The organism is Streptomyces sp. NPDC057682 (assembly GCF_042799575.1).
Classification (GTDB): domain Bacteria; phylum Actinomycetota; class Actinomycetes; order Streptomycetales; family Streptomycetaceae; genus Streptomyces.
In genome coordinates, this window is the sequence record NZ_JBHVIN010000021.1 from 98,271 (window position 1) to 118,971 (window position 20,701).

Annotated in this window: 19 protein-coding genes; 12 read left to right on the forward strand and 7 right to left on the reverse strand. The window is 72.5% G+C overall.

From position 1 onward, the window contains the following. Positions 1 to 10 precede the first annotated feature (10 nt). Entirely contained in the window at positions 11 to 2,137 is a 2,127-nt protein-coding gene (locus ACFVDM_RS32075) for an FUSC family protein (RefSeq protein ID WP_383648624.1), read from the forward strand. 17 nt (positions 2,138 to 2,154) lie between these two features. On the opposite strand, the gene ACFVDM_RS32080 is transcribed toward ACFVDM_RS32075, so the two are convergent. Further along, on the reverse strand, positions 2,155 to 2,649 hold the full coding sequence (locus tag ACFVDM_RS32080) for a hypothetical protein (RefSeq protein WP_383648626.1): 495 nt from the start codon (positions 2,647 to 2,649) through the stop codon (positions 2,155 to 2,157). A gap of 284 nt (positions 2,650 to 2,933) precedes the next feature. Here ACFVDM_RS32080 and ACFVDM_RS32085 point away from each other — a divergent pair, with 284 nt between their 5' ends. After that, positions 2,934 to 3,176 carry a DUF397 domain-containing protein gene (locus ACFVDM_RS32085; RefSeq protein ID WP_250969074.1) on the forward strand — a complete coding sequence of 81 codons (243 nt, stop codon included), beginning with the start codon at positions 2,934 to 2,936 and terminating at the stop codon, positions 3,174 to 3,176. A 59-nt stretch (positions 3,177 to 3,235) separates the two neighbouring features. Here ACFVDM_RS32085 and ACFVDM_RS32090 read toward each other — a convergent pair whose 3' ends face one another. Beyond that, a complete protein-coding gene (locus ACFVDM_RS32090) occupies positions 3,236 to 3,736 on the reverse strand; it encodes an ATP-binding protein (RefSeq protein WP_383648631.1) in 501 nt (166 codons plus the stop codon). Positions 3,737 to 4,070: 334 nt separating this feature from the next. On the opposite strand from ACFVDM_RS32090, the gene ACFVDM_RS32095 reads away from it, so the two are divergent. From ACFVDM_RS32095 to ACFVDM_RS32115, 5 genes are all read left to right on the forward strand, one after another. After that, entirely contained in the window at positions 4,071 to 4,952 is an 882-nt protein-coding gene (locus tag ACFVDM_RS32095) for a helix-turn-helix domain-containing protein (RefSeq protein WP_383648633.1), read from the forward strand. Positions 4,953 to 5,006: 54 nt separating this feature from the next. Then, positions 5,007 to 6,464, forward strand: a complete 1,458-nt coding sequence (locus tag ACFVDM_RS32100) for an aldehyde dehydrogenase family protein (RefSeq protein ID WP_383648636.1) — start codon at positions 5,007 to 5,009, stop codon at positions 6,462 to 6,464. A gap of 75 nt (positions 6,465 to 6,539) precedes the next feature. Further along, entirely contained in the window at positions 6,540 to 7,181 is a 642-nt protein-coding gene (locus ACFVDM_RS32105; RefSeq protein WP_383648638.1) for a PadR family transcriptional regulator, read from the forward strand. Between the two features lie 79 nt (positions 7,182 to 7,260). Next, positions 7,261 to 8,208: an ATP-binding cassette domain-containing protein gene (locus tag ACFVDM_RS32110; RefSeq protein WP_383648641.1), complete on the forward strand. Its 948-nt coding sequence runs from the start codon at positions 7,261 to 7,263 to the stop codon at positions 8,206 to 8,208. A 35-nt stretch (positions 8,209 to 8,243) separates the two neighbouring features. Next, positions 8,244 to 8,990 carry an ABC transporter permease gene (locus ACFVDM_RS32115; protein WP_383648822.1) on the forward strand — a complete coding sequence of 249 codons (747 nt, stop codon included), beginning with the start codon at positions 8,244 to 8,246 and terminating at the stop codon, positions 8,988 to 8,990. A 3-nt stretch (positions 8,991 to 8,993) separates the two neighbouring features. On the opposite strand, the gene ACFVDM_RS32120 is transcribed toward ACFVDM_RS32115, so the two are convergent. Further along, positions 8,994 to 10,418, reverse strand: coding sequence for a glutamate decarboxylase (locus ACFVDM_RS32120; protein WP_383648643.1), 1,425 nt, complete (start codon positions 10,416 to 10,418; stop codon positions 8,994 to 8,996). 100 nt (positions 10,419 to 10,518) lie between these two features. Continuing rightward, complete coding sequence (locus ACFVDM_RS32125; protein ID WP_383648646.1) at positions 10,519 to 11,793, reverse strand: ion channel protein; 1,275 nt, start codon at positions 11,791 to 11,793, stop codon at positions 10,519 to 10,521. Positions 11,794 to 11,930: 137 nt separating this feature from the next. On the opposite strand from ACFVDM_RS32125, the gene ACFVDM_RS32130 reads away from it, so the two are divergent. After that, positions 11,931 to 12,689, forward strand: a complete 759-nt coding sequence (locus tag ACFVDM_RS32130) for a MerR family transcriptional regulator (protein ID WP_383648648.1) — start codon at positions 11,931 to 11,933, stop codon at positions 12,687 to 12,689. A 68-nt stretch (positions 12,690 to 12,757) separates the two neighbouring features. On the opposite strand, the gene ACFVDM_RS32135 is transcribed toward ACFVDM_RS32130, so the two are convergent. Beyond that, entirely contained in the window at positions 12,758 to 13,123 is a 366-nt protein-coding gene (locus tag ACFVDM_RS32135; protein ID WP_383648650.1) for a YbjQ family protein, read from the reverse strand. A gap of 149 nt (positions 13,124 to 13,272) precedes the next feature. Here ACFVDM_RS32135 and ACFVDM_RS32140 point away from each other — a divergent pair, with 149 nt between their 5' ends. Further along, positions 13,273 to 13,986, forward strand: a complete 714-nt coding sequence (locus ACFVDM_RS32140; RefSeq protein WP_383648653.1) for a DedA family protein — start codon at positions 13,273 to 13,275, stop codon at positions 13,984 to 13,986. A gap of 33 nt (positions 13,987 to 14,019) precedes the next feature. Here ACFVDM_RS32140 and ACFVDM_RS32145 read toward each other — a convergent pair whose 3' ends face one another. Together ACFVDM_RS32145 and ACFVDM_RS32150 are read right to left on the reverse strand one after the other, a co-directional pair. Next, a complete protein-coding gene (locus ACFVDM_RS32145) occupies positions 14,020 to 15,708 on the reverse strand; it encodes a threonine/serine exporter ThrE family protein (protein ID WP_383648656.1) in 1,689 nt (562 codons plus the stop codon). 338 nt (positions 15,709 to 16,046) lie between these two features. Further along, positions 16,047 to 16,541, reverse strand: coding sequence for an inorganic diphosphatase (locus ACFVDM_RS32150; protein WP_003968257.1), 495 nt, complete (start codon positions 16,539 to 16,541; stop codon positions 16,047 to 16,049). Between the two features lie 86 nt (positions 16,542 to 16,627). Here ACFVDM_RS32150 and dacB point away from each other — a divergent pair, with 86 nt between their 5' ends. The 3 genes from dacB to tilS all read left to right on the forward strand — a co-directional run bounded on the left by dacB (position 16,628) and on the right by tilS (position 20,667). Next, positions 16,628 to 18,124 (forward strand): D-alanyl-D-alanine carboxypeptidase/D-alanyl-D-alanine-endopeptidase, encoded by a 1,497-nt coding sequence (dacB, locus tag ACFVDM_RS32155; protein ID WP_383648659.1) that lies wholly within the window; start codon positions 16,628 to 16,630, stop codon positions 18,122 to 18,124. Positions 18,125 to 18,194: 70 nt separating this feature from the next. After that, a complete protein-coding gene (locus tag ACFVDM_RS32160; RefSeq protein ID WP_383648662.1) occupies positions 18,195 to 19,316 on the forward strand; it encodes a zinc-dependent metalloprotease in 1,122 nt (373 codons plus the stop codon). Positions 19,317 to 19,557: 241 nt separating this feature from the next. Continuing rightward, positions 19,558 to 20,667: a tRNA lysidine(34) synthetase TilS gene (gene tilS, locus ACFVDM_RS32165; RefSeq protein WP_383648664.1), complete on the forward strand. Its 1,110-nt coding sequence runs from the start codon at positions 19,558 to 19,560 to the stop codon at positions 20,665 to 20,667. Positions 20,668 to 20,701 lie beyond the last annotated feature (34 nt).

A 20,701-nucleotide genomic window follows, 5' to 3' on the forward strand; every position in this document is an offset into this window, starting at 1 on the left:
GGCTCTGGGCATGAGCTGGCTCCGGGCGCTGAGGGAGACCGCCCGCTCGGGGCTGACGATCGAGAGGGCACGTCTCGAACCGCTGATCGCCGTGCGCGGCGCGGCCGGGCTCGCCCTGGTCATCGGGGTGAGCCTGGCCCTGTTCGGCCCGGTGGTCGCCGCCAGCTCCGCCTTCGGCGCGTTCCAGGCGGCCATCGCCACCTTCCAGCGCAGCTGGCGCCCCCGGCCCGTGCTCGCCCTGGTCTCCGGCTTCAGCCTGGGCGTCTCGACCTTCCTCGGCTATGTCACCGGCCCGCGTCTCCCGCTCTTCCTGGCGCTGCTGGTGGTGTGGACCTTCGTGGCCGGGCTGGCCTGGGCGGCCGGGCCGACCGGCGGCATCATCGCCGCGTCCAACGTCGCGATCATGCTCGTGACGATCACGCTGCCCACCTCCGTCGCCGAGGCGGGCCTGCACGCCGTGATGATCACCTTCGGCGGGGTCGTCCAGGCGGCGCTGATCGTGCTGTTCCCGGTGCGCCGGTGGGGCGCCCAGCGCGACGCCCTGGCCGACGCCCTGGCGGCCGAGGCGGACTACGCCCGCCGGCTGCGCCACGACCCGGTCGCCCACTTCGACCCCGAACCGCTGATGCTGGCCCGGCAGGCCGCCGCCGTCACCGCCCGCCAGGCCCGCCGCCGCCCCGCCGAACTGCACGGTTCGCGCGGGCTCGCCGAGCGGATCCGCCCGGTGCTCGCCTCGCTGGCCGACCCCGCGATGGGCGTCCCCTCCGAGGGCGCCGAACGCGACCGGGTCCGCGAACTGCTGGCCGCCGCCGGCTCCATTCTCGACGCCGCCGCGCGCGCCATCCGCCACGGCGACCCCGTACAGCTCCCCGGCCCCGCCGTCGCCGCGCTCAGGACCCCCGACACCGGGGCGCTGCTGGCCGGCCCGCCGCTCCGCGCCGCCGACCGGCTGGCCGCCCTGCTCGCCGACGTCATGGAGGCCGCCGAGGGCGAGGGCACCCGCGAGGAGCGGGCGCGGGCGGAGGAGGCCGCCGACGCCATCGAGGCGGGCCGGGAGGGCCGCATCCCGGCCGAGCACCAGCGGCGGCCCGGACTGCTGCGGCTCGTCCCGGTCGTACTGCGGTCCATGCGCCGCGAACTGCACCACGGCTCCCCGGTCCTCCGGCACGCGATCCGGATCACCGTGGTCGGCGCGGCCGGCTATCTGCTGGGCCGGGTCCTCCCGTTCGGCCACGGCTACTGGGTGCCCATGGCGGCCGTCATGGTGATGCGGCCGGAGTTCTCCAAGACGTACGAACGCTCCGTGGCCCGCTTCGGCGGCACCGTCGTCGGGGTCTTCGCGGCCAGCGTCGTCGTCGAGGCGGCCCATCCCCGCGTCGGCCTCTCCGCCGTGCTCGCCGTCGCCTGCGCCCTGCTGATGTACCTGCTGATGCGCACCGGTTACGCCGTCGGCCAGGCATGCATCGCCGCGTACGTGGTCTTCCTGCTGGGCATGGCCGGCGACGACCTCTCCCAGACCGTCCTCGAACGGGTTCTGCTCACCCTGCTCGGCGGGCTCCTCGCGATGGTCTCGTACGCCGTCTACCCGGCCTGGGAGACGCCGAGACTGCGGGGCCGGCTGGGGGACTGGCTCAAGGCGGACGGGCGGTACGCGGCGGCGGTCGTCGACCAGTACGCCGATCCGGACGACCGGGGCCACGACGACGTCCGGCACGCCCTGCTCGCCACCCGCGACGCCCGCGTCGCCTGGCAGGAGGCGGTCTCCACCGCCCAGCACGAACCGGTCCGCCACCGGGGCATGTCCCGCGCGGCGGCCGACGAGACCCAGCACGCCCTGGCCCAGTTCGGCCGGGTCGCGATGCTGATGGAGGCGCATCTGCCGGAGCGCGGCGCCACTCCGGTGCGGGCCGCGGCCCCGCTGGCCGAGGCGCTGCGCCGGGCCACCGAGCGGGGCGCCAAGGCCGTACGGGAGCGGCGGGTGCCGGACTGGTCGCCGGTCCGCGAGGCGCTGGAGCGCTGGGACGAGCCGGGACCCGACGGCCCCGACCCCTTCCTGCGCAACGGGGCGGATCTGCTCCTGCGGGCGCTGGAGGACTTCTCCCGGGGGCTGGACGGCGGTGGGCGCGGCCGGTCGTAGCCCCGCCCGCCACGGCCCTACGGGGTCGGCAGTCCGGGCAGGTCCGGCAGCCCCTTCAACGCGTCGGCGTCGGTCCTGGCCAGGGTGTCCTCGGTGCCGGCGTCCCAGGAGACGACGACCTTCTTCCCGTCGTTCGACTCGATCGTGCCCATGGTCCGCGCGGTGTCGCCGTCGGCGCAGGTGAGTTCCAGCATCGGCTTGCCCATGTCCTTGGCGCTGCCCGTGCAGACATGGGCGTCGGCCACGACGACGGCCTTCCCGGCGGCGACGGACAGCACCACGGCCTTGCCGTCGGTCTGCCCGGCCCAGGCCCCTTCGAGCGCCTTGAGGTCGCCGGCGGCCGAGGACCCGCCCGAAGCGGAGTCCTCGCTGCCGCCCGGTGCGGGGACGTCCGTATGGGGCGAGCCCCGGTCCTCGTCGATGTCCGGGCCGTCGCTGCCGCACCCGGTCAGCGCCAGCGCGGCCAGCAGGCCGGTGGCGAGGAGAGCGCCGGAACGTGCGATTCGGTACATGCGGAATTCCCCCTGGATGACGAATGGCCGTCCAAGCTACCAGTGGTCCGGCCATCGATCCCTGTGACCAACTCCCGTAATCGGGAGCCGAACCGGCTGCTCGCGCGTCTCAACCACGGGGAACTCCCGCACGTCCTGAGGGATGACCGGACGGAAATGAGTAACCGAGGGAACACCCCCCGTGCACGTGCATCTGCTCATGCATCCGCTCATGCACGGGAAATTGAACACAGCTATGATCCGAGACAGTTGACACTTGCACCTTGCAACTCGGGGAGCTTCCTGTGCACCACGTGTACAACGGCATGGCGGCCACAGAGCTTCGCGGAGTCGTCTGGCAGAAGAGCAGGCACAGCAACTCCCAGGGTTCCTGCGTGGAGTTCGCGAAGCTGCCCGACGGGGACGTGGCGATGCGCAATTCCCGGCACCCGGACGGGCCGGCCCTGGTCTATACGCCCGCGGAGATAGAGGCTCTGCTGCTGGGCGTGAAGGACGGGGAGTTCGACCACCTCATAGCGGAGGCCTGACGGCACCCCGAGGGGTGCGCCGGGCCCCCGCGGGGGTCAGCGTTCCGTTCCGCCGCGCGTCACGCGGGGTCGGAGAGCCGGAACAGCGCCCAGACGACCTTCCCGCGCGGGGGACCCCCGGCGGTCGCACTCTCCGTAGTCAATACGGGTGACGGGTGCCAGCCCCAGCTGTCGCTGAAGGACTCCACCAGGAACAGCCCCCGGCCCGACTCCGCGGAGTCCGCGGCCTCGGACGCCACGGGTCCCTCCCGGCTGGGGTCGCGCACCGCGCAGACCAGCCGCGAGGTCCAGCGCATCAGGTGCAGCCGCACGGGCGGGTCCTGGCACTCGCGCGCGGCGTCGTCCGGCAGGGCGTGCCGCAGTGCGTTGGTGACGAGTTCGGAGACCACGAGCGCGACATCGTCGAAACGCTCGTGCAGGCCCCAGCCGTTGAGCGTCGCCCGGGTGAACTGCCTGGCCCCGCCGACGGCCTCGTAACGGGCGGGCAGGGTGCAGGTGGCCGATCCGGAGACGGCGGAGGGATCGATGGGGGGAAGCCCCTGCCGTAACGGCTCGAGCATCGTCGATCCATTCGTCCCCATGCGAGGCACTCCCGGGAATCGCGGCTGTATCGGGTACTACGGGTACGCGGGGTACAGCGGCACAACACGAACGAGCACGCAGGTGCGCGAGCTCCATGGTTCCGAATGCGCAGGGCAGATGCAAGGGCAGATGCACGTGCACGCGCCGGACCTGTCCGACCCCGTGCCGATTCTTGGCTATTTCTTCCCCGGGGAGGAATCGAGGGGTTCCGGATCTCTTCTCATTTCCGTAATCGAATGAGTACGGGCTGAAGCGTTTTGATGGCAGAATCCGGCTCTTGGGGTTCGGGGGTGCCCCGATGCCCAGGAAGCGATGGGGAGGGTTGGACCGGTGGCGGCAGGCGAGTCGAGTGGATCCGTGGTGCGGCGCATCCTGCTGGGCTCGCAGCTCAGGCGGCTGCGGGACTCCCGCGGCATCACCCGGGAAGCGGCCGGCTACTCGATCCGGGCTTCCGAATCGAAGATCAGCCGCATGGAGTTGGGACGGGTGAGCTTCAAGGCCAGGGACGTCGAGGACCTGCTCACGCTCTACGGGGTCACGGACGAGGCGGAGCGCGAATCCCTGCTCGGCCTGGCCCGCGAGGCCAACGTGGCGGGCTGGTGGCACAGTTACGGGGACGTCCTGCCCGGCTGGTTCCAGACGTACATCGGTCTGGAGGGTGCCGCCTCGCTCATCCGGATCTACGAAGTCCAGTTCGTGCACGGTCTGTTGCAGACCGAGGACTATGCGCACGCCGTCGTCGCCCGGGGCATGCGGGGCGCCCCCGCGGCCGAGATCGACCGCCGCGTCGCGCTGCGGCTGGAACGCCAGAAGGCCCTCGTCTCCGAACGCGCCCCGAGCTTCCACGCCGTCCTGGACGAGGCCGCGCTGCGCCGTCCGTACGGCGGGCGGGAGGTGATGCGGGCGCAATTGCGGCATCTGATCGATATGTCGGAACGGCCCAACATCACGCTCCAGGTGATGCCCTTCAGTTTCGGCGGGCACGCGGGCGAGAGCGGCGCTTTCACGATGCTTCGATTCCCGGAATCCGATCTGTCGGACATTGTCTATTTGGAGCAGCTGACAAGTGCGCTCTATCTGGACAAGGCAGAGGAGGTCGCCCAGTACGAAAAGGCGATGACGCGCCTCCACGAGGAGAGCCCCGGGCCCGAGGAGAGCCGGGATCTCCTTCGAGGACTTCTCCAACTCTCCTGAGATTTCAGTACGATGGCGCGACCGCAGGAGTCTGCACCTGAGTTAAGGGATCGCATGTCCTTCTTCCACGAGCTGGCCGCGCAGTACATCGACGGTGAATGGCGCGCCGGATCGGGTTCGTGGGACATCATCGATTTCAATCCCTACAACGGGGAAAAGCTCGCCGCCATCACCGTCGCCACCGCCGACGAGGTCGACCGGGCCTATCGCGCCGCCGAGCGCGCCCAGCGCGACTGGGCCGCCGCCACCGCGCACGAGCGCCGGGGCGTGCTGGAGCGGGCGGTGCGCGTCACCGAGGAGCTGGCCGACGACATCGTCGAGGCGATCGTCGACGAACTGGGCGGCACCCGCTCCAAGGCGCGGTACGAACTGGCCGCCGCCCAGGACTTCCTGCGCGAGGCCGCCCGTCAGGCCCTGCTCCCCGCCGCCCGGATCCTGCCCTCGCCGGTCGACGGCAAGGAGAACCGCCTCTACCGCGTCCCGGTCGGGGTCATCGGGGTCATCAGCCCCTTCAACTTCCCCTTCCTGGTGACGATGAAGTCCGTCGCGCCGGCCCTGGCCCTCGGCAACGCCGTCGTCCTCAAGCCCAACCAGAACGCCCCGGTGACCGGCGGCGGACTGGTCGCCCGGATCTTCGAGGAGGCCGGGCTGCCGGCCGGGCTGCTCAACGTCGTCGTCACCGACATAGCGGAGATAGGCGACGCGTTCATCGAGCACCCGGTCCCCAAGGTGATCTCCTTCGCGGGATCGGACCGCACGGGCCGCCATGTCGCCGCGACCGCGGGTGCCCGCTTCAAGCGCGTCATCCTCGAACTCAGCGGCAACAGCGCCCTGGTGGTGCTCGACGACGCGGATCTCGACTACGCGGTCGACGCGGCGGTCTTCAGCCGCTTCGTCTATCAGGGCCAGGTCTGCATGGCGGCCAACCGGATCCTGGTGGACCGGTCGATCGCCGCCGAGTTCACCGAGAAGTTCACCGCCCGGGTGGCCGCGCTCCGCACCGGCGACCCGCGCGATCCGGAGACCGAGATCGGTCCGGTCATCAACACCTTCCAGGCCGAGGCGCTGACCGCCCTGGTCGACCAGGCCCTCGCCGAGGGCGCCACCGCGCTCGTGCGGGGCCGCACCCGGGGCACGCTGGTCGGACCGACCGTGCTCACCGGCCTCCCGGCGGACTCCCCGCTGCTCTCCCAGGAGATCTTCGGCCCGGTGGCGCTGCTGATCCCCTTCGACGGCGAGGACGAGGCCGTGCGGATCGCGGACGACAGCCCCTACGGCCTCAGCGGCGCGGTGCACACCGCGGACCCAGAGCGCGGGGTGCGGTTCGCCCGGCGGATCGACAGCGGGATGTTCCACGTCAACGACGCCACCGTCCAGGACGACCCGCTGGTCGCCTTCGGCGGCGAGAAGGCCTCCGGGAACGGCCGGCTGAACGGCGACGCGACGGTGGAGGCGTTCACCACGCAGAAGTGGATCTCCATCCAGCACGGCCGGAGCCACTTCCCGCTCTGACTCCCGGACGGCTCCGCGGGGGCCGGTCCGCCCGCCCGGCTACTCTGGTCAAAGTTGATCAGAGAGGGTGGAGGCATGTCCGCGATCCGGCTGCTGGTCCTCGGCGCCGTCCGCCAGCACGGCCGTGCGCACGGCTACCAGGTGCGCAACGACCTGGAGTACTGGGGCGCGCACGAGTGGTCCAACGCCAAGCCGGGCTCCGTCTACCACGCGCTGAAGCAGCTGGCCAAGCAGGGCATGCTGCTCGCCCACGAGGTGGCGCCGAGCACGGTCGGCGGCCCGCCGCGCACCGAGTACGAGATCACCGCGCGCGGCACCGAGGAGTACCTCTCCCTGCTGCGCGCCGCGCTGACCTCGTACGACCAGAAGATGGACGTGCTCTCCGCGGGCATCGGCTTCATCGTCGACCTGGAGCGCTCCGAGGCGGTCGCCCTGCTGCGGCAGCGGCTGGAGAACCTGGCGGTCTGGCGGGCCGCGGTCACCGAGCACTACATCCCGCAGGACGGGCCCGAGGCGGTCGGCCACATCGGCGAGGTCATGAACCTCTGGGTGCACTCGGCGGACGCGGGCGCGGAGTGGACGCGCGGCCTGATCGCCCGGATCGAGGGCGGGGCGTACGTCTTCGCGGGCGAGGGCGAGCCCTTCGTCGGGGTGCTGGCCGAGGGCCAGGAGAACCCGTACGCGACCGGGGTGCCGGATCCCGGGGACGCCCACTAATCAAGTTTGACGAATAACGCGCGGTCGCCTACCTTTCCTTCCTCGTACTAGTCAAGTTTGACTACAAAGGGGTGAGGCGATGGAGACGGACGCGATCGTCGTCGAGGGAGTGCGCAAACGCTACGGGGCGCGGTACGCCCTGGACGGGCTGGACCTGACCGTGCCCCGGTCCACCGTGCACGCGGTCCTGGGGCCCAACGGCGCGGGCAAGACCACCCTGGTCCGCATCCTGTCGACCCTGCTCCGGTACGACGCCGGCCGGGCCGAGGTGGCGGGCCACGACGTACGGAGGGAGCCGGGCGAGGTCCGCCGCCGGATCGGGCTCCTCGGGCAGCACGCGGCGCTCGACGAGGAGCTGGGCGGCCGGCAGAACCTGGAGATGTTCGGCCGGCTGTACCACCTGGGCGCGCGCCGGGCCGGGGCGCGGGCGGACGAACTGCTGACCCGCTTCGGCCTCGACGGCACCGGCCGCAAGGCGGTCCGCGCCTACAGCGGCGGCATGCGGCGCCGCCTCGATCTGGCCGCGAGCCTGATCACCGAGCCCGAGGTGCTGTTCCTGGACGAGCCGACCACCGGGCTCGACCCGCGCGGCCGGGCCGAGGTGTGGGCGGCGGTGCGCTCCCTGGTCGGGGCCGGCACGACGGTCCTGCTGACCACGCAGTACCTGGAGGAGGCCGATCAGCTCGCCGACCGGATCTCCCTGGTGGACGGCGGCCGGGTGGCCGCCGAGGGCACGGCCGACGAGCTGAAGGCGCGGGTCGGCGGCGACCGCGTCGAGGTGGTGGTGCGTGACGCCGCCCAGCTGGAGCACGCGGCGGCGCTGCTGCCCGGCGGCGCGGTGACCGACCCGGACCGGCGGACGGTCGGGGCCCCCGCCGCCGACCGCATGGCGGCGCTCGCCGGTGCCGTACGGGCGCTGGAGGAGGCGGGCGTCGCGGTGGACGACATCGCCGTCCGGCGCCCGACGCTCGACGAGGTCTTCCTCTCCCTGACCGGCCGTGACGAGCATGTGGAGGTGTCCGCGTGAGCGCGGTGACCTGGGTGGTGGCGGACTCCTGGACGATGACCCGGCGCGAACTGGCGCACTGGGCGCGGCAGCCGGTGCAGGTCGCGGTGGGCCTGGTCTTCCCCGTGATGCTGCTGCTGATGTTCACCTATCTGGTGGGCGGTGGCCGCGGTGTCGAGGGCGACCCGTCCGAGTACCTGGTGCCCGGCATGCTGACGCTGACCATGGCCTTCGGCCTGGAGGGGACGATGCTCGCGGTCACCCGGGACCTCGACAAGGGGGTCGTGGACCGGTTCCGCTCGATGCCGATGGTCTCCGGCACCGTGCTCGTGGGCCGCTCGGTCGCGGACATGCTCCAGTCGGTGGCCGGGCTCCTGGTGATGGGCGCGGTGGGGTACGCCGTCGGCTGGCGGTGGCACGACGGGGCGGCCGCGGCGCTGGGCGCGGTGGGGCTGCTCCTGCTGCTGCGGTTCGCGATGCTGTGGCTCGGCATCCTGCTGGCGCTGGTGGCCGGGCGGCCGGAGCTGGTCCAGACGGTGCAGGTCCTGGTCTGGCCGGTGGGCTTCCTCTCCAACGTGTTCGCGGTCCCGGAGTCGATGCCGGGCCGGCTGGGCGCGGCCGTGGAGTGGAACCCGCTGTCGGCCACCGCGACGGCGGTGCGCGGACTGTTCGGGAACCCCGGCGGCGGCGGTGACTCCTGGGCCGCCGGCCACGCCGGACTCCTCGCGGTGCTCTGGCCGTTGGCGATGCTCGCGGTGTTCTTCCCGCTGGCCGTGCGGAGGTTCGCGCGGCTCAGCCGCTGAGCCTCAGTGGTGGAAGGAGGTGGCGGGGGCCCGGTCGCGGCTCAACGGGTGGTCCTGGGCGCGCAGTTCCGGCAGCAGGAGGGTCAGGTCCTCCAGGAGCAGCGCGGCCAGGTCCGAGGAGAAGCCGTTGCGGCAGACGATCCGCAGCACCGAGAGGTCCTCCCGGTTGGCGGGGAAGGTGTACGCGGGCACCAGCCAGCCCCGTTCGCGCAGCCGGCGGGAGACGTCGAAGACGTCGTACGCGGTCACCTCCGGCCTGGTGGTGAGCGCGAAGACGGGCAGCTGGTCGCCCCGGGTCAGCAGCCGGAAGTCGCCCAGCGCCTCGATCTTCTCCGCCAGTCCGGTCGCCACGTCCCGGGAGGCCTGCTGCACGGCCCGGTAGCCCTCGCGGCCCAGCCGCAGGAAGGTGTAGTACTGCGCGACCACCTGGGCGCCGGGCCGGGAGAAGTTGAGCGCGAAGGTCGGCATGTCGCCGCCCAGGTAGTTGACCCGGAAGACCAGCTCCTCGGGCAGTTCGGCGGGTGAGCGCCACAGCGCCCAGCCGACGCCCGGGTAGACCAGGCCGTACTTGTGCCCCGAGGTGTTGATGGAGGAGACCCGGGGCAGCCGGAAGTCCCAGACCAGGTCCTCGTCGAGGAACGGCGCCACCATCGCCCCGGACGCCCCGTCCACATGGACGGGGATGTCCAGGCCGGTGCGCTCCTGGAGGGCGTCCAGGGCCGCGCACAGTTCGGCGACGGGCTCGTAGCTGCCGTCGAAGGTGGAGCCGAGGATGCCGACGACGCCGATGGTGTTCTCGTCGCAGAGCGCGGCGGCGGCCTGCGGGTCGAGGTGGTAGCGCTCGCCCTCCATGGGGACGAAGCGCGGTTCGACCTCCCAGAAGGTGCAGAACTTCTCCCAGCACACCTGCACGTTGACGCCCATCACCAGATTGGGCCGGGCGGTCGCCGGATAGCGGTCGGCGTTCTTCGCGGCCCAGCGGCGCTTGAGCGCCAGCGCGGCCAGCATGCACGCCTCGCTGGACCCGGTGGTCGAGCAGCCCACGGCCGCCGACGGGTCGGGGGCGTTCCACAGATCGGCGAGCATCGCCACGCAGCGCCGCTCCAGTTCGGCGGTGCGCGGGTACTCGTCCTTGTCGATCATGTTCTTGTCGCGGCACTCGGCCATCAGCACCCCGGCCTGGGGCTCCATCCAGGTGGTGACGAAGGTGGCCAGGTTGAGCCGGGAGTTGCCGTCGAGCATCAGCTCGTCGTGGACCAGTCCGTACGCGGTGTGCGGCGGCAGCGGTCCGTCGGGCATCCGGTGGCGCGGCGGCGCCGACTCCATTCCGGCGACCGGGTCGGCCTCGCCGAAGAAGGGGTTGAGGGCGAGCCTGCGGCGTGCGTCGGACGGTTCGGCGCTCTCGGCGGAGCCCTTGTGGAGCGGCATCGCTGACCTGCCCTTCCCGGCGTGGCGCCGGCCTGACGGAGGGGTCCGGTGACGGACCGATCCCGACGATACGGACACTCCGGGCGTCCGGCGCGTCGGGCTACCGCATCGGTGTCCCGTCCTCGCGCAGCTGCATCAGCGGCCGTCCGGTCACCAGCAGCCACCCGGGGAGCGTGGCGACGCAGAGCAGGGGGATCAGGTCCATGTCCGAGGCGAGGACCGCGGCGGTGAACAGGCTGAGCCAGCCCTGCCGGGTGATGGCGAGCAGGATCCCGAGCACCCCGCAGGTCACCGCCAGCGAGACCGGCACCGCGTCGACCAGGGCGTGGGCGCACAGGCCGAGCGCCACGCCGGAGAAGACCGCCGGGAAGATCCGGCCGCCCCGGAAGCCGCAGGTCGCCGCGATCACCAGGGCCGCGGTCTTCACCACGGCCATGCCCGCGAACTCCCCGGCCGACCAGCCGTCCGGGTCGGCGGCGAGGGTTTTCACCTCGTCGAGCCCCTTGAAGAGGGTGAGGTGGCCGCCGAGCGCCCCCAGCAGCCCGAGGACCAGCCCGCCCGCGGTCATCGCCACGACCGGGTGGCGCAGCGCCCGGAACCCCCGGTGCACCAGCGGGAACACGTACACCGCCGCGAGCCCCAGCAGCGCGCCGGCCGAGGTGATCACCACGGCGGAGAGGAGATCGCCCCAGTGCGGTCCGGGGTAGTCGGGCAGCGACAGGTCGAAACTGGGGTGGGCCGCCAGCGTCATGGTGAGCGAGCCCGCCGCACCGGCCGCGAGCGGCCCGAAGAGCCGGTCCCACAGGGCGCCCGCGCCCGGGGTGGAGGCGAGCGTCTCGGAGAGGATCAGCGCGGCGGCCACCGGGGTGCCGAAGAGCGCTCCGATGGTGCCGGCGGCGGCGAGCCCGAGCCACAGCTCGGCCGGGGCGTCCGGCACGAGGCGGCGGCCCGCCCAGAAGGCCAGGGCGATGTTGGCGGCGGTGATCGGGTTCTCGGGGCCCAGGCTGACCCCGCCGGCCAGCGCCAGCACCGTCACCACCAGCAGCCCCGGCACCACCAGCGGGGGCAGGGGGGGATCGACCAGGCCCATGGTCGCCGGATCGGGTCCGGCCCGGCCGGGCACCGCCCGTACGACCAGTCCGGTCACCAGGCCGATCGCGGTGAGCATGACGATCATCCAGAGCGAGGAGTAGCCCCCGATCGACAGCGCGTCCGGCAGCGTCTCCCAGAGCACGTCCTGGAACGCCTCGGCGAGCAGGCTCACGCCCAGCAGGATCAGGGCCGACGCCACGCCGACCGCCAGGGCGGGCACGATGAGCAGCAGGAGCCGGCGCGCGGGGGCCGGTGCGGCGGGGGCGGCGGAATCGGTGGCCATGGGGTCACCCTAGCCAGGCAAAAGGCAGATAACCCCGTAAATCGGGCGGAGGGTGCGGGATTTCGGACTTGCACCTCACGTCACGTCAGGACCGAGGCTCGGACATGTACCGACCACAGGGAAGGAGCGGGGGAGCCATGGAGTACTCCGTGGGACAGGTCGCCGGATTCGCCGGGGTCACGGTGCGCACGCTGCACCACTACGACGGCATCGGACTGCTCTCGCCCGGCGGGCGCAGCCACGCGGGCCACCGGCGGTACGACGACGCCGACCTCGACCGGCTCCAGCAGATCCTGTTCTACCGGGAGCTGGGTTTCCCCCTCGACGAGATCGCGGCACTGCTCGACGATCCGGGCGCGGACGCGCGGGAGCACCTGCGCCGCCGGCACGCCCTCCTGGAGCGTCGGATCGCCGAACTGCAACGGATGGCCGATGCGGTGGAGAGAGCCATGGAGGCACGGAAGATGGGTATCGACCTCACGCCCGAGGAACGGTTCGAGGTCTTCGGGGACAAGGACCCGGAGCGGTACGCCGAGGAGGCCGAGCGCCGCTGGGGAGGCACCGAGTCCTACGCGGAGTCGCAGCGCCGGGCCGCCCGCTACACCAAGGAGGACTGGCAGCGCATGCACGCCGAGGTCGCTTCCTGGGGCGAGCGCTACGACGCCCTGATGGCGGACGGCGAGCCCGCCGACGGGGAGCGGGCCATGGACATGGCCGAGGAGCACCGGCTCCACATCACGGGCTGGTTCTACGAGTGCTCCACCGAGATGCACCGGGGGCTCGGGGAGATGTACGTCTCCGATCCGCGGTTCAAGGCGTTCTACGACTCGATGCGGCCGGGCCTGGCCGAGCACCTGAGGGACGCCATCGAGGCCAACGCGCGACGCCGCGACTGAGCGGCGCCGCGACTGAGTGGCGCGGCGGCCGGGCGGCGCGGGGGCGGGTGTCCGTCCCCGCGCCCCGGTCAGGCCTTGCTGATCACGGCGGCGGTCCCGTACGCACAGACCTCCGTGCCCACGTCGGCCGCCTCCGTCACGTCGAAGCGCATCATCAGCACCGCGTTGGCGCCGCGCGCCCGCGCCTGCTCGACCAGGCGCTCCATGGCCTGGTTGCGGGTCTCGACCAGGGTCTTGGTCAGCCCCTTCAGCTCGCCGCCGATCATGGACTTCAGACCGGCGCCGATCTGGCTGCCCAGATGGCGGGAGCGGACCGTCAGTCCGAACACCTCCCCGATGACCTGCGTCACCTGGTGTCCGGGGACGTCATTGGTCGTGACGACCAGCACATCGGACTGGGCCGTCTGGCCACCGCCGTACTCCTCAATGCCCATGGTGTGGCACCTCCTGGAGACGAGTTTTGCCCCGCTTCACCCCCTGTGCATCTCCACAGGGGCCGGTGGAACCCGGAGCCCTCCCGCGGCGTTGATAGCTTTGGGCGGCCACGCAGCCGCCATCGACCCACATCCTGGAGCCCGGACCCTTGAATACGCTTGCGCTCGGACCCAGCTGGCTGGATCCGGACCACCTCATCGGTCAGTTCGGGCTGATCGGCGTGCTGGTCATCGTCTTCGCCGAATCCGGGCTGCTGATCGGGTTCTTCCTGCCCGGCGACTCGCTGCTGTTCACCACGGGTCTGCTGGTCACGACGGACAAGCTGGACACCCCGCTCTGGCTGGTCTGCGTGCTCGTCGCGCTCGCCGCGATCATCGGCGACCAGGTGGGCTATCTCTTCGGCCGCAAGGTCGGCCCCTCGCTCTTCAACCGCCCGGACTCCCGCCTCTTCAAGCAGGAGAACGTCGAGAAGGCCCACGAGTTCTTCGAGAAGTACGGGCCGAAGTCGCTGGTCCTGGCCCGCTTCGTGCCCATCGTGCGGACGTTCACGCCGATCATCGCGGGCGTCAGCCGGATGAACTACCGCTCCTTCATCACGTTCAACATCATCGGCGGTGTCCTCTGGGGCGTCGGCGTGACCCTGCTGGGCGCCGGGCTGGGCCAGATCGACTTCGTGCACGAGAACATCGAGGCGATGCTCGTCCTCATCGTGCTGATCTCCGTCGTCCCGATCGGCATCGAGTACCTGCGCGCCCGCTCCAAGTCGAAGAAGGAGGCCGCCGACGGCGGCGCCGACGACCCGGACCACGCCCCCGGCACCGCCCCGGCCGCCCGCCGCGGCGGCCGGCACGCCAAGCGCTGAGCCCGCCGCCCGGGGCCCGGGTCCTGCCCGGAGTCAGAAGCCGCGCGTCCGCTTGGCCGCGCGGCGGCTCGACCGGCCGACCACCCCGGGCATGAACATCCGGGAGATCTCGCTCCCGAGATTCACCCCGATCGCGATGGCCAGCGCCGTCGCCACCGCCGTCGACAGCGAGGCCAGGCCCCGGTCCAGCTCGTTCTGCGCCACGCCCAGCAGACCGAAGTACGTCGCGGAACCGGGCAGCAGCGGACCGATCGCCGCCGTGATGAACGGCAGCGACGACGTCGAGCGGTACCGCGAGAACAGCTGCCCGAAGAGCCCCACCAGACCGGCCGCCGCCGCGGTGGACGCCACCGCCGACAGATGCCCCGTCCGGGCCATCGCCCCGTAGATCACCCAGGCCACGCCCCCGTTCAGCGTCACCACCAGCACCGTGGCCCGCTCCTGCTGGAGCAGGATCGCGAACGCCAGCGTCAGCATCATCGAGGCCAGGATCTGCACCACCGGCCGGTCATGGGTGATGAACCGCGCCTCCGGGTCCAGCTCGGCCCCCAGCTGGAGCCCCCCGTACAGCGCCAGCAGCACCCCGGCGACGATGGCGATGAAGAAGTACATGACCTCCAGCAGCCGCGCCGCCGCGGTGATGTAGTAGCCGGTCAGCCCGTCCTGCACCCCCGCCACCAGGGCCCTCCCCGGCAGCAGCGCGAACAGCCCACCGGTGATCACCGCGGACGGCCGCACGTCCGACCAGTGCGTCAGGGTCAGCGCCACCCCCATCGCGGCCGGCGGCATCGCGGCCACCGCGAACTGGTAGAACTCCGGCAGCCCCCGCCCCGCGCACAGCCAGGCCAGCCGGTCCCCGAGCATCGCGCCCAGCGCGGCCACCAGGAAGACCAGCGGACCACCGCCGACCAGCACCGAGGCCGCCCCCGCCAGCAGCCCCGCGGACAGCGTCAGCACCCAGCCCGGATACGGATGCCGGTTGCGCCGGATCTCCGCCAGCCGCCGGTAGGCCTCCTCCAGGGAGACCTCCGCCTCCTCGCTGGTGATGTCGTCGATCAGCCGGAAGACCGCGGTCAGCCGGGTGTAGTCGGTGCCCCGGCGGCGCACGGTGCGGCTCGCCGTCACCGGGTCGTCGACCAGCGAGGGCTGGTGCGAGATCGACAGCAGGGTGAACGTCACCGTCGGCTCGCAGCGGTCCAGCCCGTAACTGCGGCTCACCGCGAACATCGCCGCCTCGACGTCCTCGGCCCCCTCGCCCCCGGCCAGCAGCAGCTCGCCGATGCGCAGCGTCAGGTCGAGCACCCGGGGCACGGCGGGCCCCGCGTCGTCGTGCCGCTGCACGGCGTCCGGCGCCGGACGCTCGGCCACCGGCATCCGCAGCATCGTGCGCATCCGGTCCTGCCAGGGCGCCTCCCGGGTCAGCCGGACCATCGGGATCCCGTGCGCCGGGGTGAAGGCGGGAGGGGAGTTGCGGACGTCGTACGTGCTGGGCGGGGCGAAGGCCGAGCCGATCGTCTCCGAACCGGAAGCGGAACCCGAACCGGAACCCTGGGCCGAGCCCTGCGGCTCGGACGTCAGCCCGTCCGGAAGAGCGAACTCCGACGTCGGATGGTCGTCCTCCACCGGAGTGGACCTCTCCACCCCGGCAGGCTGGGAGAAGGCGCTGCGCGCCTCGTCGGACTGGGGCTTCTGGTCATCGGGACCGCCCGGTTCCGCCACCACTCGACCTCGCTCCTCATCGGCTGCGCGTCCACAGGGCCTGTCCGACCATTCCCGTCTGCCGGGCGACGCCATGCACGCACTCTCGCCCCACCGGCCCCAGACCCCAGTACATCCAGTACAGGGGACTGGGGCCGGCACGCCGAGAGCACGCACCTGACGCCGCCCGGCCCGCCCTCCGGGCGGACGACGGGAATGGTCGGACAGGCCCTCGGCCGCGCTCCTGCCCAGTATGGCCACGGCTATGGCCGGACAGCCGAACGGGCGGCACACCCGTGAAGGTGTACCGCCCGCGGAACGCCGTACCGAACCTCAAGCGGAACGGTGGGAACGGCCCTGCGTCAGTGAGCGCCGCCCTGCGCCTCCAGGCGCTTGTACGAGGCCTCGATCTCGGCCTCCGCCTCGGCGCGGCCGACCCAGTCGGCGCCCTCGACGGACTTGCCCGGCTCCAGGTCCTTGTAGACCTCGAAGAAGTGCTGGATCTCCAGACGGTCGAACTCCGACACGTGGTGGATGTCGCGCAGGTGCTCCACCCGGGGGTCGGAGGCCGGCACGCACAGCAGCTTGTCGTCGCCGCCGGCCTCGTCCGTCATCCGGAACATGCCGATCGCGCGGCACTTGATGAGGCAGCCGGGGAAGGTCGGCTCGTCCAGGATGACCAGCGCGTCCAGCGGGTCGCCGTCCTCGCCGAGGGTGTTCTCGACGAAGCCGTAGTCCGCGGGGTAGCTGGTCGAGGTGAAGAGTCGACGGTCCAGGCGGATCCGACCGGTCTCGTGGTCCACCTCGTACTTGTTCCGCGAACCCTTCGGAATCTCGATGGTGACGTCGAACTCCACGGGTGGCTCCTCCATGATCAACACATACGACTGGTGGTTAAGTGTCCCCCACGGAGATGTGTGCTCGCGAAAGGGGCTGGTCAACGGTGGCCGAGCCGGTGAAAAGACCGTCGTTCAACCCGCTCTCCGCGCTGAAGGGGAGGATCCTCACGGACCACCCGTCTCTGCGCAACGGACTGAGCGACCGGCAGTTCACGGCCGTCTCCGCCGTCCTGGGCCTGGCGCTCGCCGCCGGCGCCGTCCTCGCCGCCGGTCCCTGGGACTCGGGTCAGCGTAAGGCCGAGCAGGACTGGGCGGCCGCCCGGACCCGTACAGGTGGCGCACATCACGAACCGGGCACCCTCGCGGCCCCCGCCCCGGCCCCCAGCGCCCCCGCCGTCCTCGCCCCCCTGGGCGCCGCGTCCGGCGACGCCCCGCGCACGGCCGACGCCCCCGCCACCGCCCCGCTGCGCGCCACCCTGGACCCGCTCCTCAGGAACCCCGCGCTCGGCACCCGGCGCAGCGCCGTCGTCATCGACACGGCCACCGGCGAGCGGCTCTACGGCGTCGCCGCGGACACGCCCATGACCCCCGCCTCCACCATCAAGATCGCCACCACCGTCGCCGCCCTCACCGCGCTCGGCCCCGACGACCGCATCCCCACCACCGTCCGGGCCTCCAAGGACCTGCGCACCGTCACCCTCGTCGGCGGCGGCGACCCCACCCTCGACCGGGCCGCCCTGCGCACCCTGGCCGCCGACACCGCCCGCGCCCTCAAGGACGGCGGCGTCCGCTCCGTACGGCTGCGCTACGACACCTCCGCCTACTCCGGACCCGCGCTCCACCCGATCGGCCCCAACGAGAACATCGCCCCGCTCAGCGCCCTGATGATCGACGAGGGACGGCTCGACAAGAGCTCCGGCGGACCCGCGCCCCGCAGCGAGGACCCGGCCGGCGACGCCGCCGACACCTTCGGGAAACTCCTCGAACAGGCAGGCGTCGACACCGGCGAGGGCGCCGCCCCCGGCCGCGCCGCCGCCACCTCCGCCCCCGTCGCCCGGCATCTGTCGCCGCCGCTCTCCGCCCTCGTCGAACGGGCCCTCACCAACAGCGACAACGACATCGCCGAGGCCCTCGCCCGCCGGACCGCGCACGCCGCGGGCCGGCCCGCCGACTTCCGGGGCGGCGGACAGGCCGTCACCGCCCAGCTGAAGAAGCTCGGCCTGCCCCTCAAGGGCGTCACCGTCGCCGACGGCAGCGGACTGGACCGCAAGGACAAGGTCACCGCCGCCCTCCTCGCGGGACTCCTCGCCCGCGCCGCCGACCCCGGCCACCCCGAACTCCGCCCCGTCCTCACCGGCCTCCCCGTGGCCGGCTTCAGCGGCACGCTCAGCGGCCGCTACACCACCGCGTCCGGCGGCACCGGCCTGATCCGCGCCAAGACCGGCACCCTCACCGGCGTCAACACCCTCTCCGGCACCGTCGTCGCCCCCGGCGGCCGGCTGCTCGCGTTCGCCTTCCTCGCGTCCGGCACCACCGCCCCCGCCGAGGCCCAGTCCGCCCTCGACTCCCTCGCCACCGCCCTGGCGTCCGGCCACCGCTGACCGGCCGGACGCCGCCCTCCGGACCGTCAACACCGCTCCGCATCAAGGGCGCAGCACGTACGGTTGACGCATGACGCGCATCGGTGGTGCCGGGATGGTCGACTGGAATCTCGCGGTCGCGACCGCGACCCGGCTTGTGCGGCCGGGCCCCGAGGTGAGCCGCGAGGAGGCCCGCGAGGTCGTCGCGGAGCTGCGCCGGCACGCCAAGGCGGCCGAGGAGCACGTCCGCGCCTTCACCCGGATGATCCCCGAGGGCACCGAACCGGAGGACACCCCCGTCCTGGTCGTCGACCGGGCGGGCTGGATCCGCGCGAACGTCGCGGGCTTCCGGGAACTGCTGCGCCCCCTCCTGGAGAAGATGGAGGAACGGCGCGGCGGTGGCACGGGCGGCGCCGTCCTCGGCGCGGTCGGCTCCAAGGTGACCGGCGTCGAGGTCGGGATGCTGCTGTCGTTCCTGGCCTCCCGGGTCCTCGGCCAGTACGAGACCTTCGCCCCCGCCACCCGCGATCTGCCCGCCTCCGCCGAGGGCGGCGGCAGGCTCCTGCTGGTCGCCCCCAACATCGTCCACGTCGAACGGGAGCTGGAGGTCGACCCCCACGACTTCCGCCTCTGGGTCGCCCTCCACGAGGAGACCCACCGCACCCAGTTCACCGCCGTGCCCTGGCTCCGCGACCACCTCCAGGGCGAGATCCAGTCATTCCTCGACGAGACCGACGTCGACCCGATGACCGTGCTCGAACGGCTCCGCGAGGCCGCCCAGTCCCTCTCCGGCGGCCGCCCCGAGGGCGAGGACGGCGAGGACGGCGGACGCAGCCTCGTCGAGATCGTGCAGACCCCCGCCCAGCGCGAGATCCTCGGCCGCCTCACCGCGGTGATGTCCCTCCTGGAGGGCCACGCCGACTACGTGATGGACGGCGTGGGCCCCGAGGTGGTGTCCTCCGTCGGCGAGATCCGCGAGAAGTTCCAGCAGCGCAGGGCGCGCGGCGCGAGCCGCCTCGACCAGGCCCTGCGCAAACTCCTCGGCCTCGACGCCAAGCTCCGCCAGTACCGCGACGGCGAACGCTTCGTGCGCGCCGTCGTCGACGAGGTCGGCATGGACGGCTTCAACCGCGTCTGGACCTCGCCCAACACCCTGCCCACCAAGGCGGAGATCGCCGCCCCCGAGGACTGGATCGCCCGGGTGCACCGCTGAGGGACGCCCCGGAGGCGGACCTGCCCGGCGGATCATGGACGAGGGGGGCGCTCGCCGGACACTTCCGCGAGGGCAACGCGCCGGTAATCACCCATCCGAGGGACCGTAGGGGCATGGGAAGGCGTGCAATGCTCGATGAACGGCATTGCTCTGTCACCATCGACGCACTCTGAGTGACGGCACTCCTTCCCGTCCCGGAACTCGGAGGCACCTCTCCAGAACTTCACGAAGGGCACCGGACATGGGTCCCCATCCTGCGGTCGCGGCGATACGCCTGGCGGTCCGCCGCGTACTCCACGACGTACTCAACGAACACGCCGAACGGGCCGAACGCGCCGGACAGGCCGGCCGCGCCCCGCGCCCCGAGCTCGTCCGGGCCGGTTCCGGCGGGCGCGCCCCCGCCCTCGCCGAACGGCCCGACACCCCCCTGAACCCCCCGGGCCCCCTGGTTCTGGTCGCCTGCTCCGGCGGCGCCGACTCCATGGCCCTCGCCTCCGCACTCGCCTTCGAGGCCCGCAAGCTTCCCGTCCGCGCCGGCGGCATCACCGTCGACCACGGCCTCCAGGACGGCTCCGACCTCCGCGCCGCCGAGGTCGCCGGCCGCCTCACCGCCATGCGCCTCGACCCCGTCGAGGCCGTCGCCGTCCACGTCGGCCAGGACGGCGGACCCGAGGCCGCCGCCCGCGACGCGCGCTACGCCGCCCTCGACGCCGCCGCCGAACGCCACGGCGCCGCCGCCGTCCTGCTCGGCCACACCCGCGACGACCAGGCGGAGACCGTCCTGCTCGGACTCGCCCGCGGCTCCGGCATCCGCTCCCTGTCCGGCATGGCCGCCGCCTCCGGACCCGCCGGCCGCTACCGCCGCCCCTTCCTCCAGCTCGACCGCCAGACCGCCCGCACCGCCTGTCTGGCCCAGTCCCTGCCCGTCTGGGACGACCCGCACAACATCGACCCCGCCTACACCCGCTCCCGGCTGCGCCACGAAGGCCTGCCCGCCCTGGAGAAGGCCCTGGGCAAGGGGGTCGTCGAGGCGCTCGCCCGGACGGCCCAGCTCTCCCGCGACGACGCGGACGCCCTCGACACCTGGGCCGCCGAGGCCGGACGTGACGTGCGCGACGACGCGGGCCGGCTGGAATGCGCCAAACTGCACGCGCTGCCGCCCGCCGTGCGCCGCCGCGTCCTGCGCCGCGCCGCCATAGAAGCCGGTTCCCCGGCCGGTTCGCTCTTCGCCCGGCACATCGAGGAAGTCGACCGTCTCGTCACCGGCTGGCGCGGCCAGCAGGCCATCAACCTCCCCGGCCGCGTCGAAGCCCTGCGTCAGGGTGGCAGACTTGTCATTCGGCAGAGCTGACGCACAAGCGTGCTGACATGCAGGGCGAGCGGCC

What these genes read in the sequence shown, in the direction of transcription:
- ACFVDM_RS32080 (WP_383648626.1), bottom strand. Translation starts at nt 2,649, where the DNA reads ATGTACCGAATCGCACGTTCCGGCGCTCTCCTCGCCACCGGCCTGCTG.
- ACFVDM_RS32120 (WP_383648643.1), bottom strand. Translation starts at nt 10,418, where the DNA reads ATGCCGCTCCACAAGGGCTCCGCCGAGAGCGCCGAACCGTCCGACGCA.
- ACFVDM_RS32100 (WP_383648636.1), top strand. Translation starts at nt 5,007, where the DNA reads ATGTCCTTCTTCCACGAGCTGGCCGCGCAGTACATCGACGGTGAATGG.
- ACFVDM_RS32115 (WP_383648822.1), top strand. Translation starts at nt 8,244, where the DNA reads ATGACCCGGCGCGAACTGGCGCACTGGGCGCGGCAGCCGGTGCAGGTC.
- ACFVDM_RS32075 (WP_383648624.1), top strand. Translation starts at nt 11, where the DNA reads ATGAGCTGGCTCCGGGCGCTGAGGGAGACCGCCCGCTCGGGGCTGACG.
- ACFVDM_RS32105 (WP_383648638.1), top strand. Translation starts at nt 6,540, where the DNA reads ATGTCCGCGATCCGGCTGCTGGTCCTCGGCGCCGTCCGCCAGCACGGC.
- ACFVDM_RS32095 (WP_383648633.1), top strand. Translation starts at nt 4,071, where the DNA reads ATGGGGAGGGTTGGACCGGTGGCGGCAGGCGAGTCGAGTGGATCCGTG.
- ACFVDM_RS32130 (WP_383648648.1), top strand. Translation starts at nt 11,931, where the DNA reads ATGGAGTACTCCGTGGGACAGGTCGCCGGATTCGCCGGGGTCACGGTG.
- ACFVDM_RS32090 (WP_383648631.1), bottom strand. Translation starts at nt 3,736, where the DNA reads ATGCTCGAGCCGTTACGGCAGGGGCTTCCCCCCATCGATCCCTCCGCC.
- tilS (WP_383648664.1), top strand. Translation starts at nt 19,558, where the DNA reads ATGGGTCCCCATCCTGCGGTCGCGGCGATACGCCTGGCGGTCCGCCGC.
- ACFVDM_RS32135 (WP_383648650.1), bottom strand. Translation starts at nt 13,123, where the DNA reads ATGGGCATTGAGGAGTACGGCGGTGGCCAGACGGCCCAGTCCGATGTG.
- ACFVDM_RS32110 (WP_383648641.1), top strand. Translation starts at nt 7,261, where the DNA reads ATGGAGACGGACGCGATCGTCGTCGAGGGAGTGCGCAAACGCTACGGG.
- ACFVDM_RS32160 (WP_383648662.1), top strand. Translation starts at nt 18,195, where the DNA reads ATGACGCGCATCGGTGGTGCCGGGATGGTCGACTGGAATCTCGCGGTC.
- ACFVDM_RS32125 (WP_383648646.1), bottom strand. Translation starts at nt 11,793, where the DNA reads ATGGCCACCGATTCCGCCGCCCCCGCCGCACCGGCCCCCGCGCGCCGG.